Origin of the sequence: Vreelandella andesensis (assembly GCF_003989795.1) — a bacterium.
Taxonomy (GTDB): Bacteria; Pseudomonadota; Gammaproteobacteria; order Pseudomonadales; family Halomonadaceae; genus Vreelandella; species Vreelandella andesensis.
The window spans coordinates 94947-109871 of the sequence record NZ_RZHG01000019.1 but is presented as its reverse complement, the minus strand read 5'-3'; the positions used below and the strand labels follow the sequence as shown (position 1 = coordinate 109871).

Genomic DNA, 14925 nt, shown 5'->3' with positions numbered 1-14925 from the left:
GAGGTTGAAAATGAAGCCCCCACCGATTCCGGAAAATGAAACCAAGCGCCAGCGTGCATTGAATGAAACGGGTTTGCTTAATAGCGATCATGAAGCACGCTTTGACCGTATCACCCGCATTGCTCGTCAACTGTTTTCAGTGCCCATTGCGCTGGTATCGTTAATTGACCAGGGTCGGCAGTTGTTCACGTCATGCCAAGGGCTTGATGCTAGTGAAATACCGCGCAACCTTTCCTTTTGTGGTCACGCGATCCTGACCTCCTCGCCATTAGTTGTCGAAAATGCGCTAGAAGACGCCCGTTTTGCTGACAATCCTCTGGTCGTTGGCCCTCCTGATATACGTTTTTATGCTGGCGTTCCTTTGCACACTAGCAGCGGTTACCGCATTGGAACTTTTTGCCTAATCGATACGCAGCCAAGAACACTGTCTTCCGAGCAAATCGATATGCTTGAGGATCTTGCCACGACGGTGGAGGCGCTAATACACGCTGATGAAACCAGTCAGACGTCATGTTCAGCACTAGAATCTGAGCTGGTTGCCAGCCGCGATCAAATGGCATCTATCATTGATAATATGCCGGGTGTGACTTATCGCTGTTTGCCCGATAAACATTGGACAATGCTGTACATTAGCGGGCAGGTCGACCGGGTAAGCGGCTACCCAGCTGACGAGTTAATTGGCAATAAAAGCATCTGTTACGCAGACTTGATCCATTCAGACGATGCGCCTGTACTGGAGAAAGCTGTCGCCAAGGCAATGGCTGACAATACAGAATGGCATCTTGAGTATCGTATTCAGCACCGGGACGGTACTTGGCGCTGGGTCGAGGAGCGAGGAAAATGTGTTCACGATGATGCTCGCTATCCCGCTATTCTAGAAGGCTTTATTGTTGATGTTACCCGCGAACGAAATACAGTAAGTCAACTTAACAAACATCACGATGCACTGGTGCTGCTTAACGACATCGCTTTTTCATCACACGTTACGCTAGACGAAAAAATCAACCATGCCCTAACAATAGCCAGGCACTATCTAAAGATGGATGTGGCGATTCTTAGTCAAATCGAGGGCGATGTTTACACGGTGCGCTGGATAGAGGCAGTGGTAGGCACCTCAATAAATGCGCATCAGACCTTTGCGTTGGGCCATACTTGGTGCCAGCATATTTTTTCTGGCAACGCGTCGCAGCAACGCGAATTGTTCATCGCTAATGCCGAACGTGGCGAATTCAAAAGCCATCCCTGCTATCAGAAAAATCCACTAGGCGCTTATGCAGGCATCGTCATTGAGATAGAGGGTGATGCGTTTGGGACGCTAAATTTTGCCGCCAGCAAAGCGCGAGTGGAGTATTACGATGACAGCGAGAAGCTTTTCATACGCTTATTAGCGCGCTGGTTATCCGATATCTTAGCAAGTAGTCTCCATAATGAACGTCTCAGCAAGTTGACTGCTCAACTACCTGGCGTTACCTATCAATTTCGCCGCTTTTTAGATGGCCGTATCACCTTCCCGTTTAGCTCACCTCAAATCGAAGCGTTATACGGACTCACTCCGCTGGAAGCCGCTGACGATGCCACACCTGCCTTTGCACGTGTTCATCCCGATGATCTGGAAGCGCTCAGTGCGTCTATAGAGCATTCAGCTAACACGCTGGCGTACTGGCAAGCGACGTATCGTGTGCGGTCACAGGATAAAGGGTATCGCTGGATAATGGGCCAGGCAAAACCTGAACGCCTTATCGATGGTAGCACCTTGTGGCACGGTTTCTTGCACGATATTCATGAGCAAGAACAAGCACGCTTGGCCCTAGAAAACAATGAAGCACGGCTAAGAGGGCTATTCGAGTTTTCACCCATAGGTATTGCGCTGAATGATTTTACAACCGGGCAGTTTATCGATTTAAACGACGCGCTCATTGCACCAACGGGCTACACCCGTGATGAGTTCGTGTCACTTAGTTACTGGGACCTCATTCCAAAAGAGTATCAGCCGGAAGAAGAGCAGGCGCTTTTAAATTTAAAAGCGATGGGTCGCTACGGCCCTATTGAGAAAGAGTATATTCGCAAGGATGGCAGTCGCTACCCGGTGCGTCTGCAAGGCATGCTCAGCCAAGAGCGAGACGGTCAGCAAGTGATTTGGTCACTGATTGAAGACATCACCGAACGCCGTAAGCTGGATAAAATGAAAGATCAGTTTATTTCTACCGTTAGCCATGAGTTGCGTACCCCTCTTACGTCTATTAAAGGCTCGCTAGGTCTTCTTAAGGGTGGTGCAGTAGGCACGTTACCCGAAAAAGCTCAGACACTCATCAATACCGCTGAACGCAATGCTGAGCGCTTAGCGTTGTTAATTAACGATTTGCTGGATATAGAAAAGCTGGTCGCTGGCAAAATGCCCATGAACCTAAGCGTACAACGGCTAGCCCCTTTGTTGAATGAGGCTGTCGAGGCCATGCACGGCTACAGCGAGCAGCATCAGGTACCTATTCAGATGTCTGATGCGTTGCCTACGGTGTTGAGTAACGTTGATGGTCCTCGCTTAATACAAGCACTCAACAACCTCTTATCCAACGCAATCAAATTCTCCCCGATTGGAAGGGCGGTTGAACTATGCGTCACGCCGTATGACAGCACTATCGAGATTTCAGTGCGTGACCACGGCCCCGGCATCGATCCTGAGTTTCGTGATCATCTGTTCCAGCGTTTCTCTCAAGCGGATGGCAGCGATACCCGAAAGCTACCTGGAACCGGCCTTGGTTTAGCCATTAGCCAAGAAATTTGCCAGCAGATGGGGGGAGAGGTTGGCTACCGTGATGCCGCGGGAGGCGGCGCTAACTTTTATATCTTATTACCAAGGAACTATCAGTGATAAAAATTCCATTGAGTGTGCGAGTTGTTCTACTCGTATTGGTCACGAGTGGTGTTCTCGTTGGTGGAATGCTGATGACTGTCCACCAGTTAATGGTGGCCGATTATGAATCTATCGTAGCAGAGCGCGAAACAGCTGAAATAAAGCGCTTAGCCTCTGAGCTTGAACTCTCACAGCAACAGCGAATGCTTGGGTTAGAAGCGTTTGCAACACGCTTGCTCAACAATGAGGGGGTGTTGCGCAGTGAACAAGAACTTATGTCGCTCTTACAACAAACGTCCGTCGCTAAACGTCTTTTCCCAGACGGGCTATTGGTGTTGGATGCGAATGCAACTGCCATCGCAGAGAGCCTTTATGTACCAGGCCGCTTAGGGACTAATTACGCCGACCGGCCGCACTTCCAGCGTGCCCGGCAAACCAAAGAGGCCGTGATTTCCGCGCCGATCATTGGGCGCACAACCGGGCTGCCGCTAATTTCATACGTGTACCCCATGCTATCTTCTGATGGGGCTATTGTCGGATACGCAGGTGGACTACTGAATCTCGCAAACACGCCGCTTATCGACGCCAGTCGCACAGCTGAGGCCGAGACTAGCGCTAGCGCTAGCGCAATAACGTTAGTTATCGACCCGCAACACCGCTTGTTCGTCTCTATGCAGGAACGGTTCGAGACGTTGGAGCCGCTGCCTGATGATGGGGCTGATCCTTTAGTAGACGCCGCACTGTCTCTTAGTCCGGCGGGCACCCTGGTTAGCTATCAGCAACAGCGCTATCTGGTTGCCAGCCAGCAATTGGAGCCACTCGGTTGGATTGTGCTGCGAGCGATCTCCTACGACCAGGCCATTGCTCCAGCAACCGCGTCTTTCCGTCAATTTTTGTTTATTGCCCTGGTGGCGATGGTGCTCATTGGTTTAGCAGGGGCTTGGGTGGCGCGAAGCCTCACGCATCCAATAGAGCGAATCACCCGGCGTATTGACCACATGGCCGATAATGCGCGTTTTGACAGTGACTTTCTTGAACAGGGAGGGCCGGAAGTATGCGCGCTTTCTCGCGCGATGAACCGCTTAGCGAATGAGCGTAAAGCCGCAGATAACGCAATTCACAACGCTGAACGTTTTTTATCTAATATTCTTGAAGCTGCGTCTGAAGTGGCCATTACGGCGACTGATACGACTGGCGTGATTACCGCCTTCAACAAAGGCGCTGAGAATATGCTGGGTTACAGCAAAGCAGACGTACTGGGCATACAGACACCCGCAATATTGCACCTGAGAGAGGAGGTAGAACGGCGCTCGGTACAGCTCAGTGCTGAGCAAGGCCAGCCTGTTGAAGGCTTTAGGGTGTTTGTAGAAAAAGCTGAGCAAAATGGTTCCGAGACACGCGAGTGGACTTATGTTCATAAAGATGGTCACCACGTGCCAGTATCGCTGGTGGTTACCCCTATGCGTGATAGTGCTGGTGATATTAGCGGTTATCTGGGTATTGCAGAAGATATTACTAAGCGAAAACACGCGGAAAAGATAAAAAATGAATTTATTTCTACCGTTAGCCATGAGCTGCGTACGCCGTTAACGTCTATTTCTGGTGCGCTGGGTTTAATGGTGGGCGGAGCCTTTGGTGAGTTGCCAGAAAAAGCGCAAAAGTTACTAACGACAGCCCATCGTAACAGTAAGCGTTTAGCTCACTTAATCAATGATTTATTAGATATCGAAAAAATCGCTGCGGGCAAATTGCGTTTTGATATGCAAGTGCAAGCGTTGATACCGTTGGTCGAACAGGCCCTAGATGCTAACCGTCACTACGGCAGTGTTAGAGGGGTGTCGCTGATATTGGCTGATAATGCGCCGGATGTGTTTGTTAATGTTGATCATCAGCGGTTGATGCAAGTGCTAGCCAACTTATTATCCAACGCCATTAAGTTTTCACCGGACGGTGGCAACGTAGGGCTTGTTGTAGAAACGTCAGATAATAAAGTAATTGTTAGTGTAATTGATGAAGGCTCTGGCATTGCAGATTCCTTTCGTAAACAGGTATTTCAGCGTTTTGCTCAAGCAGATTCTTCTGATACCCGTGTCAAAGAAGGGACGGGCCTTGGTCTGGCCATAACGCGAGAACTGCTAGAGCATATGGGCGGGCGCATTGACTTTGAGTCTACTGAGGGTAAAGGCTCACGCTTTTTCTTTGAATTGCCATTAGCTCAAGCGGCAATAGTAACCACCCTGAAGTCGGGGCAAGACGCTGATCATAACGACGCTGCCCGTATTTTGGTTGTTGAAGATGATAAAGATGTCGCCAATCTATTAAGCATTATGTTGAGTGGCGCTGGATACCACGTCGATATTGCCTTTAATGGTACCGAGGCGCTGAACAGCCTACAAAATAAGCATTACGACCTTGTTAGCCTGGACTTAACGCTACCAGATACCAGTGGATTAGATGTTATCCGTCGGCTGCGCGAACACCCCAACACCGCTGACCTACCGATAATTGTGGTTTCAGCTAAGGTAGAGCAAGGGCGTTTAGCGATCAACGGCGATGCTACCAACATTGATTGGCTGGCAAAACCGATCGATCAACATCAGTTGATCGGAATGGTTCAGCGGCAGTTATCAGCTAAGCGGGAGCATCATCCCCGAATATTGCATGTTGAAGACGACCCCGACTTACACGAAGTGGTCTCTGCTATGGCCGGTGAGTCTTTTACGTTTGAGGCAGCACATACCTTGGAAAAGGCTCGCACGCGCCTGAAAGAGCAGTCGTTTGACGTTATATTGCTCGATATAGGGCTGCCGGATGGCTCAGGTTGGGAGCTTGTCCCCGACATTCGTGCTTGCCAACCTGACGCAAAAGTGGTCATTTTATCTGGGGTCGATATGACTCACCAACAATACGAGCAAGTTGAGGCCGTTTTGCTGAAATCTCAGTTATCGGCAGATACATTACTGAGTGGTATTAATGCACGCATACAGTCATCTCGACTGTCGAGCAGCACAGCAAAAAAACTTTTTGTCAGTTATCAGACCGCGCGGAAAACGTTGTAACTTATAGTGCGAGAATAGAATGGCGCAATCGCGTTGGCTAAATGCAACTAACCGCTGGCTATTTGGTGTAGCCACGATCTGGTTTGTCCGCCCAGTAAGTAGCCGAACATACATTTTCCACTATGCTTGTAATCCTGACGGTTGCCCCAGGATTAAGCGGGCTCGGCGATCTCTTAAAGATCAGCGTGACGAAACAGACGTTCGTAATACCCAAGGCTTATTAGCCGAGCTTCAGCGCTGAGAAGATCAAGGCGAAGCTGACCTTTACTACTTCGATGAGTCTGGCTTTTCCCAGTCGTCTGTCTCGTCTTACGCGTGGAGCCTTATCGGCTATCCTCAAACAATGCCCGCATTTGACGGCATGAAAGTGGCGAGAAGATTAGCCTTCAGATGACCTTTTGGAAGCGGCTACTAGTGCTTGATGGATTGACTAGATTATTGAAATCATAACGCTTTTAGCCAACTTTTATGCCTCGTGAGAAGGTCGGGCTAGCAATCAGAATTAAGCTGTAGGTTTAACACTTACCGCCAAAGGAATTACTGCTTGTTACAAAACTTTGGCCTAGCTAAAGATCTGGTGCACTATACTTAGTAAATGTACGCCTAATATAATTGATTCCGCTAGGAATATTCAGAGATATTATAAATTTTTCAACGAGTTATTAAAATTATGGGTCGTTTTTTATCGTTTAGCATACGAAAATATACATGGTGGTTACTGGCAGTCTCACTGAATTTATTTGCTACAACGTTGCAGGCGAATGAGGTTGAGCCCGTCCCAAGCACTTTTGTTCCTTCACAAGATACGTCTCCCATATTGATAGTGGATACTCAGGAAGAGCGTCGTTTTATTAGCCGTGCTGAAATTGAATCATTACCACTTTACGCCACAACTTTGCAGCACTTTAAAGGTCCGCAAGGTAGTTTTGCAGGCGTATGGCTTAAGGATCTACTGTCTGCACAAGATATTGATGAAACGGCAACGCTACGTTTCATCGCTCATGACGATTACAGCGCTTTTATAAATTCAGAAGAGCGGGATTACCTTCTCGTTACCCGGCTCAACGGAGAGCCCCTAACGCTGACCGATTTTGGTCCTACTATGCTGATTGTTCCGGCTGAGGCAGAGGCCGTTGAAGCGGGAACCGCCAACATGACCCATTGGGTCTGGTCGATTCGAGATATCATCGTCCAATGAAGTTGGGTACCGTCAAGTCAATAGGCTGGCAGCTAGGATTAGGTTTTACTCTGTTAGCGGGCATTTGTGCCATGGCCGTTGCATTATATAATTTCCATGCTCGCCAGTATATGGGCTCCGATTATACCTCGCTGGTAGCCGTCGTCGTACGCTCGCAGTCGCACGCCGTTATGTTTCGAAACGCCCTGGAAGATTTGCGCAAACGCCCTGGAGATCCTGACGTTTTCAGTCGCCTGGAGAATTTTTTATGGCGGATACCCCAGCATATTGATGGAATCAGCTTTAGTCTGCAGGCCAATCAGCTTTCCAAATCAGATTATCATGCCTCTCTGGCTCGGCTACAGGATGTTAAAGAGCGTATGTCTGAGATGCGTCAGCAGCTTGATGGAATTATCTTAGGCGCCTCACCTGAAAAGTTTCTGCATCAGGGGCAAGTAATCGAAAACGACTTGGCGCTGACTTACAGCATGCTTGAAGAACTGGTGCATTCAGAAGCAGCCAAGCAGCGTATTGTCATGGAGCGCCTAGGGCGCACCATATCGGTGTTGATATTTATGATCCTGCTATTAATAGTGGGACTTCTGATATCGTTGTTTAAGCTCAAGCGTAAGCACCATAAGGTGATGCAACTCAGTCAGTTTGATGAATTAACAAAATTAGGCAATCGTCGCTATTTACTGAGCTTTGCAGAAAGCTTTTGTAAACAAAGCCAGCGCAGTGGTTGTTCGCTGGGATTGATTCTTATGGATATTGACCATTTCAAATATGTGAATGACACCTTTGGCCATCCTGCCGGTGATCAAATACTTCGGGTATTTGCGGGAGCGCTTAAAGATGAAGTTCGCGAAATAGATGTGTTAGCTCGGATCGGAGGTGAAGAGTTCTGCGTGCTCATGCCGGATACAGATGTGGATGGTGCCGTAAAGCTAGCAGAACGGCTGCGTCAAAAAGTAAGCGATCTGACACAACAACAATTAGGCGTTGCCACCTCAGTTACGATGAGTTTAGGAGTAGCTACAGGGCACGAAGCTATCTTTAAGCATCTTTATGCGCGTGCAGACAAAGCCCTTTATCAAGCTAAAACAAACGGTCGCAACCGGGTCGAAATCGGTTAAGGAAACGCATAGGTCATACTGCTGTTATAAACTCCTGCTGTTATAGGCTCAAAAAGCAGCTTAAATTTTCTGGCTATGCCCAAAACGGCACATAAAATATCCTCTTAGAGCGTATCGATATTCCCCTCAGCCCTAGCTTGATGGCGTGATTAAACAGCTGTTTCAAATACATCAAGGCATCATTAGCAATAGTTGGCTGAACGCTGCTAACGCTTCAGTGTTTTTTCCATGTTCCACAGTAGGTTTAATTACTTGCGCCCAAAATGGGTAGTATTTTCACGAAATGCTGCCTCGCCAGTAGGTAGCATGGCATTTTACTACCCACTTGGCCGTGGCTTAAGCTGGATTTTGGTGGACAAGCGTAGACAACAACTGATATTAAATAATTACAAAACAATACCTTATCTATCACCGTAGACAACTATAGAAATTACTCAATATTCTGAATCTGCTCACGCATCTGCTCGATAAGCACCTTTAACTCTACCGCGCAGCGGGTGGTGTCGGCGACTACCGATTTTGACGATAGCGTGTTGGCTTCGCGGTTGAGTTCTTGCATTAGGAAATCCAGGCGGCGGCCTTTGGGGCCTTTTTGGGCCAGCTGGCGGCTGACCTCTTGCACGTGCGCGGTTAGCCGGTCTAGCTCTTCATCCACATCGGCTTTCTGCGCCACCAGTACCAGTTCGGCTTCCAAGCGTTGCGGGTCGAGTTCGGTTTTGGCGACTTCCAGGCGTTCCAGCAGTTGGGCGCGCTGACGCTCTAAAATTTGCGGCAGCAGGCTGCGCACGGTGGCTACCTGCTCACTCACGGCCGTCAGGCGGGTGGTGATCATCTCAGCGAGTTTTTCGCCTTCTCTTGCGCGGGCATCAATCAGCTCGTCTAACGCTTGGTCAAATAGCGTTTTAGCAGCAACTTTTATGGCCTCTTGGTCAAGGTGCTGGGTTTCCATCACACCAGGTTGGTTTAGCAGTGCAAGCGTAGTGGGCGGCACGGCACTGGGCACCTGTTGCTGAATAAAGGCTAAGGCATCGGCAATTTCGTTTAAGCGTTGTGCGTTAACTGCCGGAGCTTGGTTGGTTTCGGCGGCTTCAAAACGCAGGCTACACTCCACTTTGCCTCGCGCTAAACGCGTGCGCAGGGCGTCGCGCAGCACCGGTTCTAGCTCGCGCAGGGCATCGGGTAGGCGAAAGTGCGGTTCTAGATAGCGCTGGTTCACCGAGCGAATTTCTACCTGCAGGGTGCCAAATGGGGCGGCCTGCTCGGTGCGGGCAAAGGCGGTCATGCTGTGTACGTGGCGTGGGTTGGCCATTCAAGAGTCCTGTTTATCGTGCATTTAGCTCAGTCTAACCGATCTTGTGCTGGTGGATACGCCTGCAGTGAATAGGCCCATCAGTGGCGGCGTTGACGTGTACAATGGTGGGCTTTTCCACTTTTAAACGAATGTGAGGTGCTATGCGTCCTGATGTTGTTCGCCCCAGCGGTCGTGAAGCCGACCAACTGCGTGAGATTCGGATAACCCGCGATTACACTCGCCATGCAGAAGGGTCGGTACTGGTAGAGTTTGGCGATACCAAGGTGTTGTGTAATGCGAGCGTGGAAGCGGGCGTGCCGCGCTGGCTGCGTGGTAAAAATCAGGGGTGGATTACTGCAGAGTACGGCATGTTGCCCCGCGCCACTCATACCCGCAGCGGCCGTGAAGCGACCCGTGGCAAACAGGGTGGGCGCACGCTGGAAATTCAGCGCTTGATTGGCCGTAGTTTACGCGCGGCAGTAAATTTGAAGAAATTAGGCGAATTCACCATTACGGTGGATTGTGATGTGATTCAGGCCGACGGCGGCACACGTACTGCGTCGATTACTGGCGGCTGCGTGGCGTTAGTGGATGCTATTCGCTATCTGCAGCGTGAGAAGAAGATCAAAGGCGACCCCTTCAAACAACTGGTTAGCGCGATTTCGGTGGGTATCTATAAAGGTGTGCCGGTTCTGGACCTGGACTACCCAGAAGACAGCAAAGCCGACACCGACCTGAACGTGGTGATGACCGAAAGCGGCGAGCTGATTGAAGTACAGGGCACAGCGGAAGCAAGTGCGTTTAACCGTAGCGAGCTGAATGCGATGCTTGATCTGGCGGAGAAAGCGGGCACCGAGCTACGTGAAAAACAGCGTGAAGCACTGGGTATTCGCGGCTAAAGCGTTACTTAGTAAGTACCTTCGGGCGCTTACGCAAACAGGCCAGCTTAAAAAGCTGGCCTGTTGCTGAGACGGGTAACACGACGCGGGAAGCAGCTAGAGTGCTAAATCATACTCAACGATCAACGGTGCGAACTCAGAGAAGGTCGCATCGTAATCAATCCACGCGTCTACCACATGGCGACGGAAGTTGGGGCCGACCAGTTGATAATCAATCCGCCAGCCTTCTTGGCGCTCACGGGGCACGTCTTGGTCGAGTTTTGGCCACCAGGTGTATTCACCAGCGTCGCGGTTAATTTCGCGAAAAGTGTCAATAAAGCCGGTTGGACCAAGCACCTGATCCATCCAGGCGCGTTCTTCTGGACGGAAGCCAGAAGTAAGCTGATTGTCTGACCAGTTAGCCAAATCGATGGTTTTATGGGCAACGTGCCAAGTCCCACAGATGATGTATTCGCGGCGTTTGCGCGACATCTTCGTCAGGTACTCTTGGTATTGTTCCATAAACGCCTGTTTGGCTTTTTGATCGCTTCCATCAGGCATCAAGAAAGTGGCAATACTGAAGCGGTCATAATCCGCCTGCAGAAAACGCCCTTCTTGGTCACACTGAGGGAACCCAAGGCCGTACATAATCGCCTTGGGAATTTTGCGGCAATAGAGCGCCACACCAGAGAAACCATCTTCCTCCGCATCCAGAAAGTAGCCTTCGTAACCTTCCGGATAAAGAATGTGGTCGTCCAGTTCAAAACTTTTTGCCTTGATGTTCTGCACGCAGATCACATCGGCATCCTGCTGAGCCAACCAGTCCAGGAAGCCACGGTCGACGGCATCACGTATACCATTGACATTGATGCTGGCAATTTTCATAAATCGTCCCTTTTGCGTCGCTGCTGTATGATACCCGACGTTTAGACGTTTGGGTAAATAGACAAACCAAATCTTGCTATTTAACCCCGTTTTATTGTTGCGTTTACTTAGATTCCTATTAATTACATTCCTATCGACAAGAGAACACCGCCGTGGCTACCACTCTACAACCCTATCAGCGCGATTTCATTGCCTTCGCTATTGAGCAGGGCGTGCTCAAGTTTGGCGAGTTCACGCTTAAGTCGGGGCGAGTAAGCCCTTACTTTTTCAATGCAGGCTTATTTCAAACTGGCCGGGCCTTGGCCAAACTGGGCCGATTTTACGCCCAGGCAATTGTCGATAGCGGGCTGCAAGCAGATGTGCTGTTTGGCCCCGCCTATAAAGGTATTCCCCTGGCGGCGGTTACTGCAGCGGCCTTAGCCGATCATCACGACCGTGATATGCCCTACGCATTTAATCGTAAAGAAGCCAAAACCCATGGCGAAGGCGGCAATATTGTTGGCGCGCCACTCACCGGCGATATTTTGATCATTGATGACGTGATTACTGCCGGTACGGCTATCCGTGAGGTGATGAGCCTGATTGAGCAAAACGGCGCCCGCGCGGGCGGTGTGATTATTGCCCTAGACCGCCAAGAGCGCGGCCAGGGCGAGCAAAGCGCTATTCAGGAAGTACAGGCTCAGTACCACATGCCGGTTGTCAGTATTGTCACCTTAGAGCAAGTACTTACTTACCTAGAAAAACATGCGGGAGGCGAAATGCTGGCTTACGCCGAAGCCGTACGCGCTTACCGAGACCGCTACGGCATTTCGGGCTAGTCGCTGCTGTCACTGGCAACCTGCTGCGCCAGCATAGCCTTGCTGGCGCCACGCTTCATAGCTGACGATAGCGACAGCGTTAGAAAGGTTCAAGCTGCGGTTATTGGGTTGCATGGGGATGCGTAGCTTCTGCTCTGCCGGAAGCTGAGCGTGTACTTGGGGTGAAAGCCCTGCGGTTTCCGAACCAAACAGCAATACATCGCCAGGCGCAAACGCTGCGTCACTGTGAGCGCGGGTGCCTTTAGTGGTAATCGCCCATACCGTGCGCCCCTGCATTGCCACTTGAAACGCCGTAAAATCGGCATGGCGGGTAACATTGGCTAGGTCGCGGTAATCTAGCCCAGCGCGGCGCAGCTTTTTCTCTTCGAGATCAAAGCCCAGCGGTTCAATTAGATGTAATCGGCAGCCATTGTTAGCCACCAGGCGCATAATGTTACCCGTGTTGGGTGCCATACGCGGTTCAAATAGCGCTACTTCAAACATGACCACCTGCCTATTATTGACTCATTGTGCGTTCGCCCAGCGCCGCTGATTGTAATGGAATTTGCCGAGGAAGCCTTTGATTAATGTGATGAGCGCAGGCCAGACAAGGCAAAAATCAACGAAAAAGCGAAGTTTACGGGTTGTAAATGAGCATTTTGATCGGACTCGCGCACGAGGCGATTTTTAACGCAGTATGGCAAAGCGCAATAGTTAATCAGAGGTTTCCCAGAAACACTTGTAGAGGTCACCCTTCACCATGACGCCCCAATCGCCAAAGAGCATTCTTAGCCGTATTAAAGGGCTCAACCTTCGCCAACAGGAAGCGGTGCGTTATATCGATGGCCCCTGTTTAGTCCTGGCGGGCGCGGGTTCCGGTAAAACCAGTGTCATTACCACTAAAATCGCCTACTTGGTGCAAGAGTGCGGCATGAGCGCGCGAAAAATTGCCGCGGTGACCTTTACCAATAAAGCCGCTCGAGAAATGAAAGAGCGCGTTGGGCAAATGCTGAAAGGTAAAGAGGGTCATGGGCTAACGGTGTCGACGTTTCACAACCTGGGCCTGAATATTATTCGCGGCGAATTAAAAACCCTCGGCTACAAACCGGGCTTTTCATTGTTTGACCCGGAAGATGCCAAGGCACTGCTGCGCGATCTGATGAACAAAGACGCTCAGGTAGACGCCGAGCAGATCAACGCCGTACAGAGTAAAATTTCCACGTGGAAGAACGACTTAGTACTGCCCAGCGACGCGCTTTCTTTTGCTGCGGATGATGACGAGCACTTTGCCGCACGGGTTTATGAAGCGTACGTGCGCCACTTAAAAGCTTATAACGCAGTGGATTTTGACGACCTGATTCTGCTGCCGGTGGTACTGCTCCAGCGTGACCCAGACGCACTGGCCCGCTGGCGGAACAAAATCCACTACATGCTGGTGGATGAGTATCAGGACACTAACGTTTCCCAGTACTTGCTGGTGAAACTGCTGATGGCTGAACGGGCTACCTTTACCGTGGTCGGCGACGACGACCAGTCGATCTATGCGTGGCGCGGTGCGCGGCCTGAAAATTTGGTCACCCTTGGCGAAGACTTTCCACGCCTGAACGTGATCAAGCTGGAACAGAACTACCGATCAACCGGCATTATTTTGCGCGCAGCCAACACGTTAATTGCCAACAACCCCCATGTTTACGATAAAACCTTATGGTCGGATATGGGCGACGGCGCGCCCATTCGGGTCATCGTCAACCGTCATGAAGAAGCGGAGTCAGAGCGGGTAGCCAGCGAGATGCTGACTCGGCGCATCAAAGAAAAAGCTGAATGGCGAGACTTTGCGGTGCTTTATCGGGGGAACTTCCAGGCACGCTTGTTGGAACTCAAGCTGCAGCACTACCAAATTCCTTACAAACTGTCTGGCGGCACGTCATTTTTCTCGCGCAACGAGATTAAAGACACCATGGCCTACCTGCGGCTATTGATTAATCCTGCCGATGACAATGCCTTTTTGCGCATTGTAAACGTGCCCCGCCGAGAAATAGGCCCTGGCACGTTGGAAAAGCTGGCCAACTATGCAACTGAACGTTCCATTTCGCTGTTCGCTGCTTGCCACGAACTAGGGTTAGAGCAAACGCTGCCGACTCGGGCTGTGGAACGGCTATCGCGCTTTACCCACTTTATTGATGGCGTGCGCAAGCGCATGGACCAGGACGATGCCATTGCGGCTATTCGCGATATGTTACGCGATATGGATTACGAGGCATGGTTGTATCAAAACGCCAGCGCGCCGCCTGTGGCCGAACGGCGCATGGCCAACGTATGGATTTTGATTGATCAGTTAGAAAAGTCGCTAAACCGCGACCCAGAAGATGCCGATGATTCCACCACGACAGAAACTGATGGCGTAGAAGCCGCGATTTCTCGTTTGGTGCTTCGGGATATTCTTGAGCAGCAAGCGGAAGAGGATGATTCCGACCGTGTGCAGCTACTCACGATGCACGCCTCGAAAGGGTTGGAATTTCCCCATGTGTATTTAATGGGTTTAGAAGAAGATCTGCTGCCCCACCGCAACGCCATTGAAATGGGCACGGTAGAAGAAGAACGCCGCTTGGCTTACGTAGGCATCACCCGCGCAAGGCGAACACTAACGCTGACGCTAGCCCGCCAACGTAAAGCCTATGGTGAGCTAATGGACTGCCAGCCCAGTCGTTTTTTAGACGAACTGCCCACTGATGATTTGGAGTGGGAAGGCCGCGCCGATAAAGAAGACCCCGAGAAAAAGCAGGCACGGGGGAAAGACGCGATTGCCGGGCTGCGATCTTTGTTGGGTTAACGACAGTAAGAATAAAATAAA

General features: G+C 50.4%; 10 protein-coding genes and 1 pseudogene. 8 read left to right on the top strand and 3 right to left on the bottom strand.

The genetic code is table 11. The features are described 5' to 3' along the window. Positions 1-10 precede the first annotated feature (10 nt). The 5 genes and pseudogenes from ELY33_RS10075 to ELY33_RS10060 all read left to right on the top strand — a co-directional run bounded on the left by ELY33_RS10075 (position 11) and on the right by ELY33_RS10060 (position 8223). A complete protein-coding gene (locus ELY33_RS10075; RefSeq protein ID WP_126947564.1) occupies positions 11-2869 on the top strand; it encodes a PAS domain-containing protein in 2859 nt (952 codons plus the stop codon). Further along, positions 2866-5910: a response regulator gene (locus tag ELY33_RS10070; RefSeq protein ID WP_126947560.1), complete on the top strand. Its 3045-nt coding sequence runs from the start codon at positions 2866-2868 to the stop codon at positions 5908-5910. The genes ELY33_RS10075 and ELY33_RS10070 overlap by 4 nt, the downstream gene beginning before the upstream one ends. A 154-nt stretch (positions 5911-6064) precedes the next feature. Further along, positions 6065-6298: pseudogene (locus ELY33_RS18095) on the top strand (IS630-like element ISHsp2 family transposase); the annotation flags it as partial. A gap of 282 nt (positions 6299-6580) precedes the next feature. Continuing rightward, positions 6581-7108 (top strand): hypothetical protein, encoded by a 528-nt coding sequence (locus ELY33_RS10065; RefSeq protein WP_126947557.1) that lies wholly within the window; start codon positions 6581-6583, stop codon positions 7106-7108. 71 nt (positions 7109-7179) lie between these two features. After that, positions 7180-8223 (top strand): GGDEF domain-containing protein, encoded by a 1044-nt coding sequence (locus ELY33_RS10060; RefSeq protein WP_167470073.1) that lies wholly within the window; start codon positions 7180-7182, stop codon positions 8221-8223. Between the two features lie 430 nt (positions 8224-8653). Here ELY33_RS10060 and ELY33_RS10055 read toward each other — a convergent pair whose 3' ends face one another. Further along, positions 8654-9532, bottom strand: a complete 879-nt coding sequence (locus ELY33_RS10055; protein WP_126947551.1) for a YicC/YloC family endoribonuclease — start codon at positions 9530-9532, stop codon at positions 8654-8656. A gap of 143 nt (positions 9533-9675) precedes the next feature. Between ELY33_RS10055 and rph the strand changes: the two genes are divergently transcribed. Continuing rightward, the gene (gene rph, locus ELY33_RS10050; RefSeq protein WP_126947548.1) at positions 9676-10413 is read left to right on the top strand and encodes a ribonuclease PH; all 738 of its coding nucleotides are present in this window, start codon (positions 9676-9678) and stop codon (positions 10411-10413) included. A 96-nt stretch (positions 10414-10509) separates the two neighbouring features. Here rph and ELY33_RS10045 read toward each other — a convergent pair whose 3' ends face one another. Beyond that, on the bottom strand, positions 10510-11277 hold the full coding sequence (locus tag ELY33_RS10045) for an exodeoxyribonuclease III (protein WP_126947546.1): 768 nt from the start codon (positions 11275-11277) through the stop codon (positions 10510-10512). A 152-nt stretch (positions 11278-11429) separates the two neighbouring features. On the opposite strand from ELY33_RS10045, the gene pyrE reads away from it, so the two are divergent. Then, positions 11430-12095, top strand: coding sequence for an orotate phosphoribosyltransferase (gene pyrE / locus ELY33_RS10040; protein ID WP_126947543.1), 666 nt, complete (start codon positions 11430-11432; stop codon positions 12093-12095). A gap of 9 nt (positions 12096-12104) precedes the next feature. Here pyrE and ELY33_RS10035 read toward each other — a convergent pair whose 3' ends face one another. Further along, the gene (locus ELY33_RS10035) at positions 12105-12578 is read right to left on the bottom strand and encodes a tRNA (cytidine(34)-2'-O)-methyltransferase (protein ID WP_126947540.1); all 474 of its coding nucleotides are present in this window, start codon (positions 12576-12578) and stop codon (positions 12105-12107) included. 256 nt (positions 12579-12834) lie between these two features. Between ELY33_RS10035 and rep the strand changes: the two genes are divergently transcribed. After that, complete coding sequence (gene rep / locus ELY33_RS10030) at positions 12835-14904, top strand: DNA helicase Rep (protein WP_126947537.1); 2070 nt, start codon at positions 12835-12837, stop codon at positions 14902-14904. Positions 14905-14925: the final 21 nt, after the last annotated feature.